The sequence below is a fragment of the Streptomyces sp. NPDC042638 genome (genome assembly GCF_040647235.1).
In the GTDB taxonomy this organism is placed as follows: domain Bacteria; phylum Actinomycetota; class Actinomycetes; order Streptomycetales; family Streptomycetaceae; genus Streptomyces; species Streptomyces rameus.
The window spans coordinates 63,726-83,505 of the sequence record NZ_JBEZBT010000014.1; the positions used below are offsets into that span (position 1 = coordinate 63,726).

Here is a 19,780-nt window from a genome sequence, read left to right on the forward strand (position 1 = left end):
CCCCGCAGATCCCTGACGCGGGCGGCTACTTCAGTACGAGCGACGTCCACGACTTGACCCACTGGTCGCGGTTGGCGGCGATCCTGTCGGGCGCCATGGTCTCGGGGTGCTCGGCGGCCGGCCCGTACTCGGTGAACTCGGCGGGCACCTTCGCGCCGCGCACCACCGGGTAGACGTACATGTTCAGCGGCATGTCCTCCTGGAACTCCCGGGAGACCAGGAAGTCGACGAACGCCTTGGCTCCCTTGGTGTTCCGGGCGTTGCTGAGCACCCCGGCGAACTCGGTCTGCCGGAAGCAGGTGCCGCTCACCACACCCGTCGGCGCGGTGGCGGGCCGCTTCTTGGCGTAGATGACCTCGGCGGGCGGGGAGGAGGCGTACGACACCACGAGCGGCCGGTCGCCGCCGGCCTTCCTGCCGCCGGAGGATCCGGAGAACTCCTGGGAGTAGGCCTGCTCCCAGCCGTCGACGACCTTGACGCCGTTGGCCTTCAGCTTCTTCCAGTAGTCCTGCCAGCCGTTGTCGCCGTACCGTGCGGCGCTGCCGAGCAGGAAGCCGAGGCCCGGCGAGGAGGTGGCCGCGTTCTCGGTGACGAGGAGGTTCTTGTACCGCGGCTCGGTCAGGTCGGCGAAGGAGCGCGGCGGGGTCAGCTTGTGCTCGCTGAAGTAGGCCTTGTCGTAGTTGACGCAGATGTCGCCGTAGTCGACGGGCGTGACCCGGTGCCTGTCCTTGTCGAGCTGGTAGGCGGCGCCGACCGTGCCGAGGCCCTTGGCCGTGTACGGCTGGAACAGGCCGTTGTCGAGGGCCCGGGACAGCAGGGTGTTGTCGACGCCGAAGAAGACGTCGCCCTGCGGGTTGTCCTTGGTCAGGACGGCCTTGTTGACGGCCTGCCCGGCGTCGCCGTCCTTGAGGACCCTGACCTTGTATCCGGACCGCTTCTCGAAGTCCCTGAGCACGTTCTTGGAGACGGCCCACGAGTCGTGGCTGACCAGGGTCACGGTCCCGGGGTCCAAGGAGCCGTTGCCGTCGGACGACCCGCACCCGGTCAACGCGGGCAGGGCGAGCAGGCCGAGCCCGGCCGCCACGGCCACGAAGGTCTTGTTGTGCACTGGATGTCCTCCTGGGGTTGGCCAGGAAGAGACGCGGCCCTGCCCGGGCTCCCGAGGGGGCCCGGGCAGGGCGCAACAGCTTGAGTGGTGACCGAACTTCCTACCCAGAATGACCTGGGCGAGGTTCAGAGGGTCTGCGGCCCGGTTGCCGCACTCTCAGCGCTGTGGCGCTCCCCTGTCGGAATATGAAGATGTGTGGACGTGGCCAGATTACCGCTCGGTGGCCGCGAGCTGACCACAGGCTCCGTCGATCTCCTGACCACGGGTGTCCCGGATCGTCACGGGCACCCCGTGCGCGGCGATGGCCTCGACGAACGCCTTCTCGTCCTCCGGCCGCGACGCGGTCCACTTCGACCCCGGCGTGGGGTTCAGCGGGATGAGGTTGACGTGCACGGGCTTGCCCCGCAGCAGCCGGCCGAGCCGGTCGCCGCGCCAGGCCTGGTCGTTGATGTCCCGGATGAGGGCGTATTCGATGGACAGCCGGCGCCCGCTCTTCTCGACGTACTCGAACCCGGCGTCCAGCACCTCGCGCACCTTCCACCGCGTGTTCACGGGGACGAGGGTGTCGCGCAGCTCGTCGTCGGGGGCGTGCAGGGAGATCGCGAGCCGGCACTTGAAGCCCTCGTCGGCGAACCGGTGGATGGCCGGCACCAGCCCGACGGTCGAGACGGTGATCCCGCGCTGGGACAGCCCCAGGCCGTCCGGAGCGGGGTCGGTGAGCGCCCGGATGGCGTCGGCCACCCGCTTGTAGTTGGCGAGCGGCTCGCCCATCCCCATGAAGACGATGTTGGACAGCCGCGCCGGTCCGCCCGGCACCTCCCCGTCCCGCAGCGCCCGCATCCCGTCCACGATCTGGTGGACGATCTCCGCGGTGGACAGGTTACGGTCCAGCCCCGCCTGCCCGGTCGCGCAGAACGGGCAGTTCATCCCGCATCCGGCCTGCGAGCTGATGCACATGGTGACCCGGTCCGGATACCGCATCAGCACCGACTCGACGAGGGTCCCGTCGAACAGCCGCCACAGCGTCTTGCGGGTGGTCCCCTGGTCGGTCGACAGGTGCCGGACGACGGTCATCAGCTCCGGAAGCAGCGCCTCCTGGAGCTTGGCGCGCGAACCGGCGGGGATGTCGGTCCACTGCTCCGGGTCGTGCGCGTACCGCGCGAAGTAGTGCTGCGCGAGCTGCTTGGCACGGAACGGCTTCTCACCGATCTCGGCCACCGCGTCCTTGCGCTCGGCGGGCGTGAGGTCGGCGAGATGCCGCGGCGGCTTCTTGGCTCCGCGCGGGGCGACGAAAGTGAGTTCTCCGGGCTTAGGCATGGCCTTACCAGTGTCGCAGATCCAATCGGGTGGCCTGCCGGGCCGGTGCGCACGTCGTTCGTCGTCCGTTGACGGCCGCGGGCACGCGGGGTTGCCGTCACCACGTCACGGGCAGGTTCCTCGGTCCGCGGATCAGGCCCTGGAGCTGGAATCCGACCTCCGCGGGGGGCACGGCGAGCCGGATGCCGGGGAAGCGGGACAGGACGGAGCCGATCATGACCTCCGCCTCTATGCGGGCCATGACGGCGGCGAGGCAGTGGTGCGGGCCGTGGCCGAAGGCGACGTGGGGGGCGTCCTCGCGGTCGAAGTCCAGGGCGTCGGGGTCGGGGAACGTCCCGGGGTCGCGGTTGGCGGCGACGTAGGCGTTGTAGACCACGTCACCGGCGCGGATCAGCCGGCCGCGGATCTCGACGTCCTCGGTGGCCACCCGGGGGATGCCGACGCCGTTGCGGTGCGGGACGTAGCGGAACAGCTCCTCCACCGCCCGGGGCAACAGGTCCGGCTCGCGGCGCAGCCGGTCCAGGTGTCCGGGGTGGGTGAGCAGCGCGTACATCATCGAAGCGCTGTTGCTGCGGACCGCGTGGCCGCCGCTGACCTGGACGGCGATGGCGAGGGAGAGCGCCTCGTCTTCGGTGATCTCGCCCGTGGCGGCGGCCTGCGCCAGCACCCCGGCCAGGTCCTCGCCGGGATCGTCGCGGCGGCTCCGGAGCAGCTCGGCGATCAGGGCCCGGGTGGCCCCGGCGGCCTCCTGGGCGCGCTCGCGGGATTCGGCGCCTGCGGACAGCAGGGCCTCGCCCGTCGCGGCCCAGTGGTGCCAGTCCTTCTCCGCCACGCCCAGGAAGTCGCGGAGCACGGCGAGCGGGAAGGGGCCGTGCAGGTGCTCGACCAGGTCGGCCGGGGCCCCGGCGCGAGCCATCCCGTCGAGCAGTTCGGCGGCCCGGCGCTCGGCGAGGGGGCGCAGCCGCCGCATGTTCCCGCCGGTGAACGCGCGGGCGACGACCCGGCGCAGCAGGGTGTGCCGGGGCGGGTCCATGTACTGCAGCCCGGCCGTCTGCGACGCCACCGGCACCGGGCGCATGGCGGTGACATCGCGGCCGACGACGTGCGCCCGGGAGAAGCGCGGATCGGAGGTGACGAAGCGGACGTCCTCGTACCGCGTGACGAGCCAGGCCCACCCCGCGCCGTACGGCAGCCTGACGCGGGTGACCGGCTCGTCGCGCAGCAGCTCGTCCAGGAACGGATCGGGGTCGAGCGCGGGCAGGTCGTCGACGGGCCAGAACCTGACCGGCGGTGCGGGCGGGCCGACGGCCCTTGCCGGCGGTGCGGGCGGACCGGCGGCCCTGACCGGCGGGACCGGGTCGAGCGGGGGGCGGGCGGGTGCGGGGTCGAGGGGCATCGGGCACACTCCCTGCTGCGTCGCCGGGCGGCGGTGGGAACGCCGCCCTGAGAGGGAGTCTGCCGCGCGGGGACACCGGCCGCCGATTCGTACTGCGGCATCCGGGTGCCGATGCGTACCGCGGCGTCCGGGTGCCGCTCTCCTCGGCTTCCTTCCGGCTTTCCTCGCCTTCCCCGGCTTCCCGTCCGGGGGTTCGTCAGCGGCACCGCTTGCCGCCCGGTACGACGACGGGCCCCCGCCCTGCACTCAGGACGGGAGCCCACCAGTCGTACGACAAGCAGCTCAGGCGACCAGCGGCTCACGGGGAGCCCGTGACCGTCCAGGGTCCGCCACCCGGCGTGGCACCACCGACAGCCGGACCGCGGACCTGTCTCAGCCGCTGCCGACGAGCACCACCATCAGCAGCCACACCACCGGTGCCGTGGGCAGGAGCGAGTCCAGGCGGTCCATGATGCCTCCGTGACCGGGGAGCAAGGTGCCCATGTCCTTGATGCCCAGATCCCGCTTGATCATGGATTCGCCGAGGTCGCCGAGCGTGGCGCTGGCCGCGACCGCGAGGCCCAGCAGCAGACCCTGCCACCAGACGCCGTCGTCGATCAGGAACTGCATGCACAGCGCGCCCGCGACCATCGCGAACAGCACCGCGCCGGCCAGGCCCTCGCGGGTCTTGCCGGGGCTGATGCGCGGGGCGAGCTTGTGCTTGCCGAAGCGCCAGCCGACCGCGTAGGCGCCGGTGTCGCTGACGACCGTCAGCAGCAGGAAGGTCAGCACCCGCCAGGGACCGTCGTCGGCAGTGAGCATGAGCGCGACGAACGTGGCGAGGAAGGGCACGTAGAACGCGGCGAAGACGCCGGCCGTGACGTCCTTGAGGTAACCCTCCGGTGGTTCCGTCATGCGCCACACCAGGACGGCCAGGGCGGTGAGGGCCATGGCGACCCACGCGCCCTCGGCGCCGCGCGCATAGCCGGCGACGACCATCGCCGCTCCGCCGACCGCGAGCGGCACGAGCGGCGCCTTGATGCCCTTGCGCTCCTGGAGCCTGCTGGTCAGCTCCCACAGCCCGACCACGACGGCGACCGCTATGACGCCGACGAACACGGCCTTGACGATGAACAGGGACGCGACGATCACCACGCCGAGCCCGACCCCGACCCCTATGGCCGCGCTCAGGTCACGGCCCGCGCTCTTCTTCTGCGGCGCCGGCGGCGTCTGCGGGACGTCGGGCATGGGCTCCGGGTTCTGGATCTCGGCCGGGAGTTCCCGGACCTGGAACGTCTCATCTCGGAACAAGGGGCCGCCCGTCCGAGCGGCCCCCCGGTCGTCGTCCTGGTCTCCGCCGTACGCGGGTACGTCGGGTACGTCGGGCGCGATGGGCATGGGGCGAGTCTGCTGCGCCTGAGGCGCATCGTACGCGGGACCCGCCGGGGCAGCCCCCTGGACAGGCCCACCCGCGGTGGACCCCCAGTAGCCGGCCTGCCCCGCCGGTGGCGGCGCCCCCCAGGAAGAGTCGCTCATCAGACTTCGAGCAGCTCTGCTTCCTTGTGCTTCAGGAGCTCGTCCACCTGTGCGACGTACTTGTGCGTGGTGTCGTCGAGCTCCTTCTCCGCACGGCGGCCCTCGTCCTCGCCGACCTCGCCGTCCTTGACGAGCTTGTCGAGGGCTTCCTTGGCCTTGCGGCGCACGGAGCGGATGGACACGCGCGCGTCCTCTGCCTTGCCCTTGGCGACCTTGATGTAGTCGCGGCGGCGCTCCTCGGTCAGCTCGGGGAACACCACACGGATGATGTTGCCGTCGTTGCTGGGGTTGACGCCCAGGTCGGAGTCGCGGATCGCCTGCTCGATGTTGCGCAGCGCGCTCTTGTCGAACGGGGTGACGACCGCCATGCGCGGCTCCGGCACGGAGAACGAGGCCAGCTGGTTGATCGGCGTCGGGGCGCCGTAGTAGTCGGCGACGATCTTGTTGAACATCGCCGGGTGCGCACGGCCGGTGCGGATCGCGGCGAAGTCCTCCTTGGCGACCACGACGGCCTTCTCCATCTTCTCCTCGGCCTCGAGGAGGGTCTCTTCGATCACCACTTGCTCCTGCGTGTCTTGAGTAAGGCCCGGCTCCGGTTCCTCTGTCGGGGCGGCGGCCGGCTGCGTCGCGTCTTCTTCCTGCACGGTTCCCGACCGGCAGGACATTGTCCATCCCCCGGCCAGGGCGCGTCCCGTCCGTCCCTCGGACAGGTGGAGTGCCCCGGGCGACGGGGGCGTTCCGGTCAGTCCCGGCTGCCCTGGTCGCCCACCAGCGTGCCGATCTTCTCACCCTTGACGGCGCGGGCGATATTGCCCTCGGCGAGAAGCTCGAAGACGAGGATCGGGAGCTTGTTGTCACGGCACAGCGTGATGGCGGTGGCGTCGGCGACCTTGAGCTCCCGGGTGATGACCTCGCCGTAGCCGAGCGCGTCGAACTTGACGGCGTCCGGGTTGGTCTTCGGGTCGGAGTCGTAGACCCCGTCCACGCCGTTCTTGCCCATCAGCAGCGCCTCGGCGTCGATCTCCAGGGCGCGCTGGGCGGCGGTGGTGTCGGTGGAGAAGTACGGCATGCCCATACCGGCGCCGAAGATGACCACGCGGCCCTTCTCCAGGTGGCGCACGGCACGCAGCGGGATGTACGGCTCGGCGACCTGGCCCATGGTGATGGCGGTCTGCACGCGGGACTGGATGCCCTCCTTCTCCAGGAAGTCCTGGAGGGCGAGGCAGTTCATCACGGTGCCGAGCATGCCCATGTAGTCGGAGCGGGCGCGGTCCATGCCGCGCTGCTGGAGTTCGGCGCCGCGGAAGAAGTTGCCGCCGCCGATGACGACCGCGATCTGGGCCCCGTCGCGCACGACGGCCGCGATCTCCCGTGCGATCTTGTGCACCACATCCGGGTCCACGCCCAGGCCGCCGCCTCCGGCGAATGCCTCTCCGGACAGCTTCAGCAGAAACCGGCCGTGTACTTTGCCGTCGTCGCTCGTCTGGGTGGTGGTCATGGGGGATCCCGCCTCTTTCATGTGTTGCACATACGAAGAAGGCCATTGCCGATGGGGTCGCTTTTCGCTCCCATGCGCGGCAATGGCCTCCTCGTCAGATCTGCTGCCGTCCGCCCAACGCCCGGGTGTGGCGGTGTGCGCGGACGACTGCGGTCGACCCTACCGGGAATTCCTGGGGGACTTCCCCGTGGGTCACGCGTCGATCGCGGTACGGACTCAGATGCCGACCTTGATGCGCGAGAAGCGCTTCAGGGCGACACCGGCCTCGTCCAGAACCTTCTGGACCGACTTCTTGTTGTCGAGCGCGTACGGCTGGCCGAGCAGCGTCGCGTCCTTGAAGAAGCCGTTGAGCCGACCCTCGACGATCTTGGCGATCGCGGCCTCGGGCTTGCCCTCGGCGCGGGTGGTCTCCTCGGCGACACGGCGCTCGGTCTCGACGACCTCGGCCGGGACGTCCTCACGGGAGAGGTACTTCGGCGCGAAGGCGGCGATGTGCTGGGCGACGCCCTTGGCGACCTCGGCGTTCGGCTTGTCGAGCTCGACCAGGACACCGATCTGCGGGGGCAGGTCGGGCATGGTGCGGTGCATGTAGGCGGTGACGTAGCCGTCGGCGAACTGCGCGAAGCGGTCCAGGACGATCTTCTCGCCGAGGTTGGCGTTGGCCTCGTCCACGAACGCCTGGACGGTCTTGCCGGCCTCGATCTCGGAGGCGAGCAGCGCCGCGAGGTCGGCCGGGTTCGTCTTGGCGACGTGCTCGGCGATGGCGTTGGCCACGGCCTGGAACTTCTCGCCCTTGGCGACGAAGTCCGTCTCGCACTTCAGCTCGACGAGGACACCGGAGGAGTTGTCGTCGGCGATGACGGAGACCACGGCGCCGTTCTCGGCGGAGCGGCCCTCGCGCTTGGCGACGCCCTTCTGGCCCTTGATGCGCAGCGCCTCGACTGCCTTGTCGACGTTGCCCTCGGCCTCGTCCAGCGCCTTCTTGCAGTCCATCATGCCGGCGCCGGTGAGCTCACGGAGCTTCTTGACGTCGGCGGCGGTGTAGTTCGCCATGAGTCTGTGAGTCTTTCTCGAAGTCTGGAAGATCTTCTGATCCGCACGGTCTGTCGATCCACATGTAGCCGCGGATCACGGACGGCGTGCCGACCTACGGGTGAACAGCGGGGGCGGACTTGATGGCACCGCCCCCGCCGTTCGAACGCTGACGGACTGTCGTCAGGCCTGCTCGCCCTCGGCGGCCGGAGCGGCCTCCGCGGGGGCGGCCTCGGCGGCCGGAGCGGCCTCGGCGGGGGTGGCCTCGGCGGCCGGAGCAGCCTCGGCGGCCGGGGCGGCCTCGGCAGCCGGAGCCTCGTCCTTCTTCTCACCCTCGAGCAGGTCGCGCTCCCACTCGGCCAGCGGCTCGGCAGCGGCCTTCTCGCCCTTGTCACCGGTGGCGACGCGCGAGCGGGAGATGAGGCCCTCCGCGACGGCGTCGGCGATCACGCGGGTGAGCAGGGTGACGGAGCGGATCGCGTCGTCGTTGCCCGGGATCTTGTAGTCGACCTCGTCGGGGTCGCAGTTGGTGTCGAGGATCGCGACGACCGGAATGTTCAGCTTCCGGGCCTCACCAACGGCGATGTGCTCCTTCTTGGTGTCCACGATCCAGACGGCGCTGGGCACCTTCTGCATCTCGCGGATACCACCGAGGGTCTTCTCCAGCTTGGCCTTCTCGCGGGAGAGGACCAGGAGCTCCTTCTTGGTCAGACCCGAGGCCGCGACGTCCTCGAAGTCGATCTGCTCGAGCTCCTTGAGGCGCTGCAGACGCTTGTAGACGGTCGAGAAGTTGGTGAGCATGCCGCCCAGCCAGCGCTGGTTGACGTAGGGCATGCCGACGCGGGTGGCCTGCTCGGCGATGGCCTCCTGCGCCTGCTTCTTCGTGCCGACGAACATGACCGTGCCGCCGTGGGCCACGGTCTCCTTGACGAACTCGTAGGCGCGGTCGATGTACGACAGCGACTGGAGCAGGTCGATGATGTAGATGCCGTTGCGCTCGGTGAAGATGAAGCGCTTCATCTTCGGGTTCCAGCGACGGGTCTGGTGACCGAAGTGGACGCCGCTCTCCAGCAGCTCCCGCATCGTGACGACGGCCATGGCCGTATCTCCTTGGTGTTCTCGGTTGTGCCGCGTCCGCCGGACGGCGGTCGCGCCTGACGCCCGCGATGCGCCGTGCCGCGAAGGACCGAGGGGCGCTTGGTACGAACCGTTGCCGGGTGCCGTACCGGGGCGTGCGAAGTCGACCCGGTGACCCGGATCGCCAGAAGAAGTGTACGGGACCGGCGAGGCGCCGGGTGACGCCACTGTCCACAACCGGCGAGTGGTCCACAGGCCCGGCCGCGGTCGGCGGATGTGCGGGACGGTTCCGTCATGCGACGAGTGATGCGACGAGGGGTGCGATCAGCCACCCTGTGGGTGGTCTTGCTGCTGGGCTTGCCGGTGATCACGCTCACGCCTCTGGCCTGGGCGGACGTCCCCCTCCCGGCTCCTGCGCCGGCTCCGGCTGCGGGGGCACCGGTTCCGGCCGTCGGCCGCGGCTGGCCGGTCGGTCTCCGCCCGCCGGTCCTGCGGGGCTGGGAGCCTCCGGCGACGGCGTACGGCCCCGGCCACCGGGGCGTGGACCTGGCGGCACCGGCCGGGTCACCGGTGCGTGCGGTGGCGCCGGGCCGGGTGCTGTTCGCCGGACGGGTGGCGGGGCGGGGCGTGGTGTCGGTGGAACTGGCCGGCACGGATCTGCGGACGACGTACGAGCCGGTGCGGGCCTCGGTGCGCAAGGGCGAGGAGGTGGGGCCGGGTGATGTGGTGGGTACGGTCGAACCGGCCGGCTCCCACTGCGGGACCGCGACGTGCGTGCACTGGGGACTGCTCCGAGGCGCGGCCTACCTGGACCCCCTGTCCCTGCTGCCTCCCTGGCTGCTGGGGAGGGGCCCGTCGAGACTGCTGCCCGTACCGGCTTCCTGAACCGCGGGCCGCGGCGGGTGGCGGGAGGTGACAGGGGTGGCAGGGGTGGCAGGGGTGGCAGGGGTGGCAAGGGGTGACAGGCGGTGAGTGACAGAAGGTGTCCGGTGGTGAGAGGGGGCGCGGCCTTCAGCCCTTCACACCCCGCAAGGCCATGGCCACGGCGGCGTCGGTGATGGCCGTGGGATCCTCGGCCGCCCCCAGTTCGATCCTGCGCACCGCCGCGTCCACGACCCCCTGCAGCAGCATCGCCGCCAGCCGGGGCTGCCCGTGCCCCATCTCCCCCAACGCCTCCGCGATCATCGCGACCAGACCGCCGTGCGCCGCCCGGATCTTCTCGCGCGCCCCGGCGTCCAGCTCACTCGCGGAGATGGCCACGACCGCCCGGTGCCGTCGGTCCCCGACCAGCGCCAGCTGCCGGCGCACATACGCCTCGACCTTGCCCTCGGCCGAGTCGGCGCGCTCCATCGCGGCCGCGACCTCCGCGGCCCACGCCGGGAAGTCGACCTCGCACAGTTCCTCGACCACGGCGGCGCGCGACCGGAAGTACTCGTACACGCTCGACCTGGCCAGCCCGGTCCGCTCGGCCAGCGCGGGGAAGGTCAGCGCTTCCGTTCCGCCCTCGGACAGCAGGGACCGAGCCGCGTCCAGCAGGGCGGCTCGCTGCATCGACCGGTGTTCGGCCACGGAGGCCGCTCGAATCCTTGGCACGTCGACCACTTTACGGACGCGCCATGCCGAAAGGGAGGACTCACCGTCCGAAGCTCGCCAGCTTGGCCCGCAGCTGGAGCACCGACTTGGTGTGGATCTGGCTCACCCGGCTCTCGGTGACACCGAGCACATTGCCGATCTCGGCGAGGGTGAGCCCCTCGTAGTAGTACAGGGTGACCACGGTCTTCTCCCGCTCGGGCAGCGTGTTGATCGCCCGGGCCAGGAACCGGCGCAGCTCCCGGTCCTCGGCCACCTCCACCGGGTTGTCGGCGGCGGTGTCCTCCAGGGTGTCCATCAGGCTGAGCCGGTCCCCGCCGTCGCCGCCGACGTGCAGCAGCTCCTCCAGGGCGACCACGTTGGCCAGCGACAACTGGCTGAACACGGCATGGAGTTCGTCGACCTCCATGCCCAGCTCGGCGGCGACCTCCCCCTCCGTCGGCGTCCGGCGCAGCCGCGCCTCCAGGGTGGCGTAGGCGCGCTCGACGTTGCGCGCCTTCTGCCGGACCGAGCGGGGGATCCAGTCCAGCGCCCGCAGCTCGTCGATCATCGCGCCGCGGATCCGGGTGATCGCGTACGTCTCGAACTTGATCTCCCGGTCGATGTCGAACTTCTCGATCGCGTCGATCAGCCCGAACACTCCCGAGGAGACGAAATCGGCCTGCTCCACGTTGGGCGGCAGCCCGACGCTGACCCGGCCCGCCACGTACTTGACCAGCGGCGAGTAGTGCAGGATCAGCTGCTCCCGGAGCCGTTCGTCCCCCGTCGCCTTGTACGACCGCCACAGCTCGTCGAGTGTCGAGGGGGCGGGCGGTCGCACGCTGCCACCGTCGCGGGCGGTTGGGGGGATCGCCGCCGCCCGATCGGACCCGGAGGTGTGCTGGGGCATTCGTCGCCTTGTGCCGTTCTGCCGTGAAGTGCCGTGAAGTGCTGTGAAGCGGGTGAGAGGTGGATGGGAGGGGATTCGTTCGGTTGACGTGGGCCGACTGGGTGAGGTGTCTGTCTCGTGCCGGGTTGACGCGTTCTGCGCCACCACCGTCGTGAGCGTAGCGTGACTGAGGAGTCGCGGTGTGCGAACAGCGAGGCACCACCCCGGCGCGAGGGGCTCGCGCAGGGCGTGCGCCCGCGCCCCGCGGCTCGCTCTGCGTGACCGGCTCGAAACGCCAACTCCGGGAAACGCCAAGGGCGTCGGGAGTTCCCCCGGACGGCCGAACACGGTCGGTCAGCATGGGCGGCGACCACCCCGGACCGAGATCATCGCCTGGCGTGTCAACTTCCAGCCATCGCCGTGTCGTTCGACGTAACCAAGTGCGCGGAGTTCGTACAGTCTCGCGATCGCCTCGTCCCGTGTGGTGCGGGCACAGAGCGCGATCTCCTCCGCAGGGGCCGCGCGGTCGCCGGGCAGGGCGGCGAGCACGTCACGGGTGGCCGGTTCCAGCAGGTCGCGCGGGAGGACCGGACCCCGCCGGGCCGGTGCCAGGTCACCCATGTCGCCCACGAGTTCGACGACTTCCGCGGCGTCGGTGACCAGGGCGGCCTCGCCGCGCAGCAGTTCGTGGACGCCGGCGGAGAGGACGCTGGTGACCGGGCCCGGTACGCCCATGGTGAACCGGCCGAGGCGCTGGGCGGCCCGGGCGGTGGCCAGCGAGCCGCTGCGGCGGGCGGCCTCCACGACGACGGTGCCCCTGGTCAGGGCGGCGATCACACGGTTGCGGAGGATGAACCGGCTGGGCGTGGGGTGGTCGCCGGGCGGCAACTCGCCCACCACCAGTCCCTGTTCCGCGATGCGGGTGAGCAACGCGGCGTGGCCGCGGGGGTAGGGCTGGTCGACGCCGCAGGCCAGGACGGCGACGGTGGCGCCGCGGGCGGCCAGGGCGCCTCGATGGGCGGCGCCGTCGATGCCGTACGCACCGCCCGACACCACGACCCACCCGCGCTCGGCGAGGCCGGAGGCGAGGGTGGCCGCCGTGTGGGTGCCGTACCCGGTGCAGGCGCGGGCGCCGACCACGGCCACGGAGCGCAGCGCCCACATCCGCAGGTTCGGCCGGCCGCGCACCCACAGGCCGAGGGGCCGGGCGTCTTCGAGGTCGTCGAGCTGTCGCGGCCACTCGCCGTCCCCCGGGCACACGAACCGCGCCCCCGCGGCCCGGGCCACCGCGAGGTCCCGCTCCGGCTCGGCCCGCCGGGCCCGCGCGGCGAGCCCCGCCCACCGGCCTGCGCTCACACCGGGCAGCGGGTCCCCGCCGCACCGCAGCCGCCGCACCACCTCCCCCACCCCGAGTTCCCGCACCCATCGCCCGCCGGCCTCGTCCCCCGGTTCGATCACCCGGCCGAGGAAGACACGCCCGAGCCTCTCGTCGCCGGGATCCTGTGCTCCGGACATGCCGGTCATGTCAGCACCCCGATGGCCATAGGCACCCCCCGGGGTACACCGGTGCGCAGTTGCAGTGCCAGGGCCACGTCGCCCGCGTCCGGGCGGTCGTGCCCGGCCAGGTCGGCGACCGTCCAGGCGACGCGCAGGACCCGGTCGATGCCGCGGGCGGTGAGCAGACCCCGCTCCAGGTTGCGTTCGGCCTCGTCCATCGCACCGGCGGCGGCGTGGTACCGGCTCCGCAGCTCGCGTCCGGGCACTTCGCTGTTGGTGCGCCACGGGGTGCCGGCGAGGCGGGCCGCCGCCCGCCCGCGGGCCTGCCGGACCCGGTGGGCCACGGTCGCCGTGGACTCTCCGCGGGCGCCGGGCTCGGTGAGCTGCGCCCGGGTGACGGGATCGACCTCGACGCGCAGGTCCACACGGTCCAGCAGGGGGCCGGACAGCCGGGACTGGTAGCGGCGGATCGCCGAGGGCGGGCATTCGCACAGCGAGTCGCGGAGGGAGAAGCGTCCGCAGGGACAGGGGTTGGCGGCGAGCACCATCAGGAACCGCGCCGGGAAGCGGACCACGCCGGCACTGCGCGCGATGACGACGTGCCCCGACTCCAGTGGCTGTCGCAGGGCGTCCAGGGTCTGGCTGCGGAACTCGGGGGCCTCGTCCAGGAACAGCACGCCGCGATGGGCGAGGGAGACCGCGCCGGGCCGGGCGATGCCCGGGCCGCCGCCGACGAGCGACTGCATCGTGGCGGAGTGGTGCGGGGCGCAGTAGGGCGCGATGTCGATCAGCGGCTTGCCCGGGGGCAGCAACCCGGCTACCGAGTGCACCGCCGTGACTTCGAGTGAGTCCTCCCGGGTGAGCGGGGGAAGGACGGCGGGCAGGCGTTCGGCGAGCATGGTCTTGCCCGCACCGGGCGGCCCCTCCAGGAACAGGTGGTGTCCGCCGGCGGCGGCCACCTCGACGGCCGTTCGGGCGGAGGTCTGACCCACGACATCCACCAGGTCGTGATCGTGGTCGTGCTGAGCGGCGCCGATGCTGTGCATGCCGGTGGCGGCGCCCGTTCCCGGTACCCGCAGCCCGGCCAGCAGGGGGTCGGGCCGCCCCTGCTCCCGCGGGGCCTCGTCGGGGACGGGCTCCTCCGTCAGAACCGCGACGAGCTGCCGCAGGCTGCGCACACCGAGGACGGACACACCGGGAACCAGCGCGGCCTCGGCGGCGGCGCACTCGGGTACGACCACCTGTTCGTACCCCGCATCGGCCGCGGCGAGGACGGCCGGCAGGATGCCCCGTACCGGCCGCACCCTGCCGTCCAGTCCCAGCTCGCCGATCATGACGATGTCGGCGAGGACCCGGGGATCGATCCGCTCGGCGGCACCGAGCACCGCGCAGGCGACGGCCAGGTCGAACCCCGAGCCGGCCTTGGGGACCGAGGCCGGGCTGAGTCCGACGGTGAGCTTCTTCTGCGGCCACTCGCCGCCCGAGTTCACCACCGCCGCCCGGACCCGGTCCCGGCTCTCCGTCAGGCTCTTGTCCGGCAGGCCGACCAGGGTGAAGGCCGCCACGCCGGGTTCGAGGTCGGCCTGGACCTCGACGACCACTCCCTCGACGCCCACGAGGGCCACCGAGCACGTACGGGCGAACGCCATTCAGGCCACCCCCCGCGCGTGCTCGACGGACGCGGCGCCACGGCGGGGCACGAGGACGCCGACCAGGTCGATGCGGACGCCGCCCGGCGGGGCTCCTCCGTGGGCCTGGATCCAGTGCTCGGCGAGTCGGCGGAGCCTGGCCGCCTTCTCTGGGGTCACCGCGGCCATCGGGTGTTCGTACTCACCACCCCGGCGGGTCTTCACCTCGCAGACGACGAGCGCGTCACCGTCCCGCGCCACGATGTCGATCTCGCCGGACCGTCCGCTGCGCCAGTTGCGCTCCAGGATCGTCATGCCGGCCTCGGCGAGCCGCCGCGCGGCCAAGTCCTCGCCGTACTTGCCGATTGCCTCTCGTGCGTTCATGTCGGCACCACCTCCGGCGCCAACCGTCACGCGTCCCGCCACCACATGTTGATCTTGGTGGACGGTTCGGCGGTTGTGGAAAACCCCGTCACCCGGGCGGGTAACGCCATGCGAAGCCGCAGGTCATCAGCCGCCCGGCAGCTCCAGGTCGCTCTTGTTCAGCTCCTCGATGTTCACGTCCTTGAACGTCAGTACGCGAACCTGCTTGACGAAGCGAGCCGGCCGGTACATGTCCCAGACCCAGGCATCGGCCATGGTCACCTCGAAGAACACCTCGCCCTGGACCGAGTGCACCTGCATCTCGTAGTCGTTGGTGAGGTAGAAACGACGCTCGGTCTCGATCACGTATTTGAACAGACCGACGACGTCTCGGTACTCCCGGTAGAGCTTCAGCTCCATCTCGGTCTCGTACTTCTCGAGGTCCTCGGCGCTCATGGCATGTTCCCCTTCAGCCGTGCGATCCCACCATTGTGCGCCAGTCCCCGGGGCCCTCAGACGATTTCCGTGTCGAGGGTCACGGGCGTGGCCGGGGGACCTTCGACGAGCAGCGTGCGCAGCAGCTCGGCGAGTCTGGTCGGATACACCGTCTCATGTGCCCGGGTCAGTTCCTGACACGTCCACCAGCGCGCTCCGGCGACGCTGCGCCGCTCCAGCTCCGTCAGCCCCGTCGCCGCGGTGGCCGTCTGGCTCGTACGGGCCAGGTAGTACCACTCGTCCTGGTCCCAGCGGCGGCCCGCGAACGGGAACGAGCACCGCCGCCGCCAGAGCACGGGGCCGAGTTCGACGTCGGTGATGCCGGTCTCCTCGGCGAGTTCCCGCAGCGCGGCCTCCTCGCGCGTCTCGGTGCCTTCCAGGCCGCCGCCGGGCGTGAACCACCAGTCGTCGGCCGGGTCGTCCGGCTCGTGGCCGTGCAGGAGCAGGATGCGGTCCGCGGGGTCGAGCAGCACCACGCGGGCCACCCGGCGCGGGCGGTCCGCGCCGTCGTACGACTCCTGCGCCGGCCGCGCGGTCTCAGCGGGCACCGGCCGCCTCCGGGCGGGCCGTGCGGGCGCGCGAGCGGCTCAGCCGCCCCGCGACGGGGCCGTAGGCGCCGCCGCCGAGGACCAGGACCGCACCGGCCACGACCATCAGCTCGATCGTGCGCAGCGGCCCGGGCGGGGAGAGGGCGCCGAGCGTCTCGAAGCCGGTGGGGCTCTTGAGCGTGCCCTTCCACGGCCAGATCACGGCTTCCACGCGGGCGGAGACGGCGCCGCGGGAGACGGTTCCCTTGGCCGCGTCCGTGAGGTGGGCGGTGGAGTCGAGGGAACCCTGGCGTTCGTCGCCGAGGAGGAACAGCCGGCCCTCGGGAACGGTCACCGTGCCGAAGCCCTTGAGCTCGGCCAGGCTGCCCTTGGGCAGGTACGGCTCGTCGATCTGCTTGCCGTCGACGGTCAGCTTGCCGTCGGTGCAGCAGGAGACGGTGTCCCCGCCCACGGCGACCACGCGCTTGACCACCTTGGCGTTGGTGACCCAGGTCTTGTCCTCGAAGACGACCACGTCACCGCGCCGCACCTCGCCGCCGTCGACGCGCTGGGCCAGCACGCGGTCGCCGGCGTCGATGGTGGGGGTCATGGAGCTGGTGGGCACGGTGTACGGCCGGTAGACCACCGCTCCCCATACGAATCCGCCCAGGAACAACACCAGACCCAGCGCCACGGCCAGTCCGGACAGCCGCTGCCCGAGCCGGCCGCGGCCGGCCTGTGCCGTGCCGGCGCCCTGCGGGGCCGTACGCGTCATGCTCTCGCCACCCATGGACCCGCACCCTACCCGGCGGTTCCGAACGGGGGCAGCCCCTCCTGCCCGACCGCGGCCGGCAGGGCCGGGACGTGCGCCTCACGGCCGTGGGGAGGGATTCGGCACGGGAGTCGCCCGAGCGGGTGTACGAGCGTCCGCCCCGTCCGCCCCGTCGGCGCCGCGCTGCCACGCCGGGGCCGTGCCTGCCCGGCACGGCCGGCACACCCCGCGGGTCACAGACGATCGCCGGGCACCCGTGGGTCACAGGGGGCCGGCACACCCCGTGGGTCACAGGCGGCCGACACACCCGTGCGTCAACAGGCGGCAGACACAGCCCGTGCGTCAACAGGCGGCCGACGCACCCCGGGGTCACAGGCGGTCGGCGGGCAGCCGTGGGTCAGGGGCGGCCGGCGGGCGTCGTCCGGGCCGTCCCGGTCCCGGTCCGGTCCGTGCGCCTGCGCCGCCACACCGCGAGCGGCAGCACCGCGGCGACGGCCACGCCCTGCGGGGCCACCGTCAGGGACGCGGCGGAGGAGGACTGCCGGTCCAGGCCGGGCTGGTCGAAGGTGTCCGGGATCGGCAGGGTGCCCCAGCGGTTGACCGGCCAGGCCTTGACGATCGCGCGGCCCACGACGTCCTTGACCGGGACCATGCCGTGGTGCTTGTCGGACTGGTTGTACCGCGAGTCACGGGAGTTCTGGCGGTGGTCGCCCATCACCCAGATGTAGCCCTTGGGGACCTTCACCGTGAACTGGCCGCCCTGGTCGTCCACGCTGCACGGGGTGTTGCCCGGGTAGACGTAGGGCTCGTTCAGCGCCTTGCCGTTGACCTTCAGCGGGCCGCTGTTCTTGCACTCGACCGTGTCACCGCCGACCCCGATCACCCGCTTGATGAGGTCCTTCTCCTCCGCCGACGGCATCAGGCCGATCCAGCTGAGGACCTTCTGCACCGGGTTCGGGTTCGGCGTCGGCTCGCCCGCCAGCCAGTTGTCCGGGTCGTGGAAGACGACGACCTCGCCTCGCTCGGGCTCGGAGCCGAACCACGGGGTGAGCTTGTCGACCAGGACGCGGTCACCCTCCTGGAGGGTGTTCTGCATCGAGTCGGACGGGATCGAGAACGCCTGCACCAGGAAGGTCTTGATCAGCAGCGCCAGGACCAGCGCGATGCCGATCAGGATGGGGAGCTCCTTCCAGAAGGAGCGCGGCTTCCTCGGCCGATGTGTCCCCTCGTCGCCGTCCGTGTCCGCGTCCGCGGCGCCGGCGCGGGGCCGTGGCTCGCCCTCGTCGCCCGCCGCCGCGTCATTCCCGGAGGTCATGGCGCCGTCCGGTACGGGAACGTCCGGTCCCACGGGGTGCCCGCGGTGCTCCTCGCCGTCGTGTCCCGACCGTGCGCCAACCGCCACATCCCCCACGCCAACTCCTCACTCTGTGCCGCCGCCTGCCCCACACACGACGCAGGCCCACCACTCCCATAACGAGCGGGAGTTCCGCAGGGGTCGGGAGCTGTGTCATTCCGTTCGGATTCTCGGGCTCAACCCTATGCGACAGCCGCGGAGCAGCGGTCGCCCCCGACGCCGCGTCGGGGACGCTTGCGAAGGTTTTAGGTTCGTCCAGGCGCGTCCAGTGGCCGAGCGGCCAGCCGATGACCATGGCCCGGCCGACCACCGAGTCCTCGGAGACCGTGCCGCCGTAGGGCGTGTCCTGGTGGGCACGGGAGTCCGCCGAGTTGTCCCGGTGGTCGCCCATCATCCACATCCGGCCCTTGGGCACGGTGATGTCGAAGGGGGTGGAGGAGGGGGAGTTCCCGGGGTAGAGGTAGTCGCCCTCGGTGAGCGGTACTCCGTTGACCGTGACGCGGCCCTGCGCGTCGCAGCACTTGACGTGGTCCCCGCCGACCCCGACGACCCGTTTGATCAGGTCCTTCTCGTTGTCGGAGGGCAGCAGGCCGATGAAGGTGAGCCCTTCCTTGACCTGCTTGACCACGACGGGGTCGTTCTTCTTGGCGGTCTGCTCGTCCTGGAGCCAGCCGCCCGGGTCGTGGAAGACGACGACGTCCCCGCGCTGCGGCTTGGAGCCGAACCAGGGGGTGAACTTGTCGACCAGGACCCGGTCGCCGATCCGGATCGTCTGCTCCATGGACCCGGACGGGATCACGAAGGCCTGGACGAGGAACGTCTTCAGGACGAGCGCGATGAGGACGGCGACACCGACCAGCAGAGGGATCTCCCGGACCGCCGAGCGCCTGCGCTTGCGCTTGACCTTGCGCTGCAGTCTGCGGCGCTCCGCGCGCGTGCGCCCGCCGCCCGGCGCGGCAGTGCGGCGGGCCCCGGTGGGCAGCAGGTTGTCGGCGGGGTCGCCGGACACCCCGCGTGGTTTGCCGCGGTTACCCATGGACGCCCTCCGCCGGGACGGCGGGCACGCGCGCGTAGGCGGACGGCCGGGTCAGATGTGTCCAGTGGCGGTACGGCCACACGATCCAATCGGCCCGGCCGACGACGTCGCCGACGGGAATCATGCCACCGCCGGGCGAGCCGAGGTGGTCGCGGGAGTCGCTGGAGTCGCTGCGGTGGTCACCGAGGACGAACAGGCGGCCCGGGGGCACCACGACGTCGAAGGGCACGCTGGAGGCGCTGTCCCCGGGATGGAGGAACGCCGTCTCGTCGACCGCCCGGCCGTTCACCTCGATCCTCCGCTTCCTGTCGCAGCAGACCACATGGTCTCCCCCCACCCCGACCACACGCTTGATGTAGTCGGCGTCCCCGAAATACCCGGTGCCGTCGAACACAATCACGTCGCCGCGGCGCGGCTGGGCACCGAAACGGTACGCCAACTTATTTACGAGAACGCGGTCCCCGATCCTCAAACCCTGCTCCATGGATCCGCTCGGGATCTGGAACGGCTGCGCCACGAAGACGTTGAGGACCAGCAGGAACGCCAGGACGGTCAGGATCGAGAGGGTGAGCCGGCCGCCCGGGAGCCGGTCGGCGGCCCGTGCCACCAACGCGAAACGCGACCGGCCCTCCGTCCCCGGTGTACCCGGGTGGGAGGAGCGGTCGCGTTCCGTCGGCTGTGCTTCGGTGTCCATCGGGGCGAGATGC

Annotated in this window: 20 protein-coding genes and 1 riboswitch; of the genes, 1 reads left to right on the plus strand and 19 read right to left on the minus strand. The window is 71.5% G+C overall.

What is annotated here, in order from left to right:
• Positions 1 to 25 precede the first annotated feature (25 nt).
• From AB0B40_RS14450 to rpsB, 8 genes are all read right to left on the minus strand, one after another.
• Positions 26 to 1,108 carry a thiamine ABC transporter substrate-binding protein gene (locus tag AB0B40_RS14450; RefSeq protein ID WP_362264019.1) on the minus strand — a complete coding sequence of 361 codons (1,083 nt, stop codon included), beginning with the start codon at positions 1,106 to 1,108 and terminating at the stop codon, positions 26 to 28.
• 79 nt (positions 1,109 to 1,187) lie between these two features.
• Positions 1,188 to 1,295, minus strand: a riboswitch (TPP riboswitch).
• 23 nt (positions 1,296 to 1,318) lie between these two features.
• Positions 1,319 to 2,425, minus strand: a complete 1,107-nt coding sequence (gene rlmN / locus AB0B40_RS14455; RefSeq protein WP_345059035.1) for a 23S rRNA (adenine(2503)-C(2))-methyltransferase RlmN — start codon at positions 2,423 to 2,425, stop codon at positions 1,319 to 1,321.
• A 97-nt stretch (positions 2,426 to 2,522) separates the two neighbouring features.
• Entirely contained in the window at positions 2,523 to 3,821 is a 1,299-nt protein-coding gene (locus AB0B40_RS14460) for a cytochrome P450 (protein WP_362264020.1), read from the minus strand.
• A gap of 372 nt (positions 3,822 to 4,193) precedes the next feature.
• On the minus strand, positions 4,194 to 5,336 hold the full coding sequence (locus AB0B40_RS14465) for a phosphatidate cytidylyltransferase (protein ID WP_345059495.1): 1,143 nt from the start codon (positions 5,334 to 5,336) through the stop codon (positions 4,194 to 4,196).
• Positions 5,336 to 5,893, minus strand: a complete 558-nt coding sequence (frr, locus tag AB0B40_RS14470) for a ribosome recycling factor (protein ID WP_055706853.1) — start codon at positions 5,891 to 5,893, stop codon at positions 5,336 to 5,338. Before frr ends, AB0B40_RS14465 begins: the two co-directional genes overlap by 1 nt.
• 185 nt (positions 5,894 to 6,078) lie before the next feature.
• Complete coding sequence (pyrH, locus tag AB0B40_RS14475; protein WP_345059502.1) at positions 6,079 to 6,834, minus strand: UMP kinase; 756 nt, start codon at positions 6,832 to 6,834, stop codon at positions 6,079 to 6,081.
• A 216-nt stretch (positions 6,835 to 7,050) separates the two neighbouring features.
• Positions 7,051 to 7,887 carry a translation elongation factor Ts gene (gene tsf / locus AB0B40_RS14480; RefSeq protein ID WP_345059504.1) on the minus strand — a complete coding sequence of 279 codons (837 nt, stop codon included), beginning with the start codon at positions 7,885 to 7,887 and terminating at the stop codon, positions 7,051 to 7,053.
• A gap of 162 nt (positions 7,888 to 8,049) precedes the next feature.
• Positions 8,050 to 8,964 (minus strand): 30S ribosomal protein S2, encoded by a 915-nt coding sequence (gene rpsB, locus AB0B40_RS14485; RefSeq protein ID WP_345059506.1) that lies wholly within the window; start codon positions 8,962 to 8,964, stop codon positions 8,050 to 8,052.
• Between the two features lie 360 nt (positions 8,965 to 9,324).
• Here rpsB and AB0B40_RS14490 point away from each other — a divergent pair, with 360 nt between their 5' ends.
• Entirely contained in the window at positions 9,325 to 9,828 is a 504-nt protein-coding gene (locus AB0B40_RS14490; protein ID WP_362264045.1) for a M23 family metallopeptidase, read from the plus strand.
• A gap of 126 nt (positions 9,829 to 9,954) precedes the next feature.
• Here the strand turns inward: AB0B40_RS14490 and AB0B40_RS14495 are convergent, their stop codons facing one another.
• The 11 genes from AB0B40_RS14495 to lepB (AB0B40_RS14545) all read right to left on the minus strand — a co-directional run bounded on the left by AB0B40_RS14495 (position 9,955) and on the right by lepB (AB0B40_RS14545) (position 19,767).
• Complete coding sequence (locus AB0B40_RS14495) at positions 9,955 to 10,512, minus strand: helix-turn-helix domain-containing protein (protein WP_362264046.1); 558 nt, start codon at positions 10,510 to 10,512, stop codon at positions 9,955 to 9,957.
• Positions 10,513 to 10,576: 64 nt separating this feature from the next.
• Positions 10,577 to 11,422: an RNA polymerase sigma factor WhiG gene (whiG, locus tag AB0B40_RS14500; RefSeq protein WP_345059510.1), complete on the minus strand. Its 846-nt coding sequence runs from the start codon at positions 11,420 to 11,422 to the stop codon at positions 10,577 to 10,579.
• A 333-nt stretch (positions 11,423 to 11,755) separates the two neighbouring features.
• On the minus strand, positions 11,756 to 12,916 hold the full coding sequence (dprA, locus tag AB0B40_RS14505; protein ID WP_345059512.1) for a DNA-processing protein DprA: 1,161 nt from the start codon (positions 12,914 to 12,916) through the stop codon (positions 11,756 to 11,758).
• A 5-nt stretch (positions 12,917 to 12,921) separates the two neighbouring features.
• Positions 12,922 to 14,547, minus strand: coding sequence for a YifB family Mg chelatase-like AAA ATPase (locus AB0B40_RS14510; protein ID WP_362264021.1), 1,626 nt, complete (start codon positions 14,545 to 14,547; stop codon positions 12,922 to 12,924).
• Positions 14,548 to 14,940: a YraN family protein gene (locus AB0B40_RS14515; RefSeq protein ID WP_345059516.1), complete on the minus strand. Its 393-nt coding sequence runs from the start codon at positions 14,938 to 14,940 to the stop codon at positions 14,548 to 14,550.
• A gap of 96 nt (positions 14,941 to 15,036) precedes the next feature.
• Entirely contained in the window at positions 15,037 to 15,345 is a 309-nt protein-coding gene (locus AB0B40_RS14520; protein WP_014675276.1) for a DUF2469 domain-containing protein, read from the minus strand.
• Positions 15,346 to 15,401: 56 nt separating this feature from the next.
• Complete coding sequence (locus tag AB0B40_RS14525) at positions 15,402 to 15,932, minus strand: NUDIX hydrolase (RefSeq protein ID WP_345059519.1); 531 nt, start codon at positions 15,930 to 15,932, stop codon at positions 15,402 to 15,404.
• Entirely contained in the window at positions 15,922 to 16,701 is a 780-nt protein-coding gene (gene lepB / locus AB0B40_RS14530) for a signal peptidase I (protein ID WP_345059521.1), read from the minus strand. Before lepB (AB0B40_RS14530) ends, AB0B40_RS14525 begins: the two co-directional genes overlap by 11 nt.
• A gap of 379 nt (positions 16,702 to 17,080) precedes the next feature.
• The gene (gene lepB / locus AB0B40_RS14535) at positions 17,081 to 18,094 is read right to left on the minus strand and encodes a signal peptidase I (RefSeq protein WP_345059523.1); all 1,014 of its coding nucleotides are present in this window, start codon (positions 18,092 to 18,094) and stop codon (positions 17,081 to 17,083) included.
• A complete protein-coding gene (gene lepB / locus AB0B40_RS14540) occupies positions 17,982 to 19,073 on the minus strand; it encodes a signal peptidase I (RefSeq protein WP_345059525.1) in 1,092 nt (363 codons plus the stop codon). Before lepB (AB0B40_RS14540) ends, lepB (AB0B40_RS14535) begins: the two co-directional genes overlap by 113 nt.
• Complete coding sequence (gene lepB / locus AB0B40_RS14545; protein ID WP_345059527.1) at positions 19,066 to 19,767, minus strand: signal peptidase I; 702 nt, start codon at positions 19,765 to 19,767, stop codon at positions 19,066 to 19,068. The genes lepB (AB0B40_RS14540) and lepB (AB0B40_RS14545) overlap by 8 nt, the downstream gene beginning before the upstream one ends.
• Positions 19,768 to 19,780: the final 13 nt, after the last annotated feature.

Coding starts and splice junctions, on each gene's coding strand:
- rlmN (WP_345059035.1), bottom strand. CDS start 2,425: ATGCCTAAGCCCGGAGAACTCACTTTCGTCGCCCCGCGCGGAGCCAAG.
- pyrH (WP_345059502.1), bottom strand. CDS start 6,834: ATGACCACCACCCAGACGAGCGACGACGGCAAAGTACACGGCCGGTTT.
- dprA (WP_345059512.1), bottom strand. CDS start 12,916: ATGTCCGGAGCACAGGATCCCGGCGACGAGAGGCTCGGGCGTGTCTTC.
- lepB (WP_345059521.1), bottom strand. CDS start 16,701: ATGGGTGGCGAGAGCATGACGCGTACGGCCCCGCAGGGCGCCGGCACG.
- lepB (WP_345059525.1), bottom strand. CDS start 19,073: ATGGGTAACCGCGGCAAACCACGCGGGGTGTCCGGCGACCCCGCCGAC.
- lepB (WP_345059527.1), bottom strand. CDS start 19,767: ATGGACACCGAAGCACAGCCGACGGAACGCGACCGCTCCTCCCACCCG.
- AB0B40_RS14510 (WP_362264021.1), bottom strand. CDS start 14,547: ATGGCGTTCGCCCGTACGTGCTCGGTGGCCCTCGTGGGCGTCGAGGGA.
- tsf (WP_345059504.1), bottom strand. CDS start 7,887: ATGGCGAACTACACCGCCGCCGACGTCAAGAAGCTCCGTGAGCTCACC.
- AB0B40_RS14520 (WP_014675276.1), bottom strand. CDS start 15,345: ATGAGCGCCGAGGACCTCGAGAAGTACGAGACCGAGATGGAGCTGAAG.
- AB0B40_RS14460 (WP_362264020.1), bottom strand. CDS start 3,821: ATGCCCCTCGACCCCGCACCCGCCCGCCCCCCGCTCGACCCGGTCCCG.
- whiG (WP_345059510.1), bottom strand. CDS start 11,422: ATGCCCCAGCACACCTCCGGGTCCGATCGGGCGGCGGCGATCCCCCCA.
- rpsB (WP_345059506.1), bottom strand. CDS start 8,964: ATGGCCGTCGTCACGATGCGGGAGCTGCTGGAGAGCGGCGTCCACTTC.
- AB0B40_RS14465 (WP_345059495.1), bottom strand. CDS start 5,336: ATGAGCGACTCTTCCTGGGGGGCGCCGCCACCGGCGGGGCAGGCCGGC.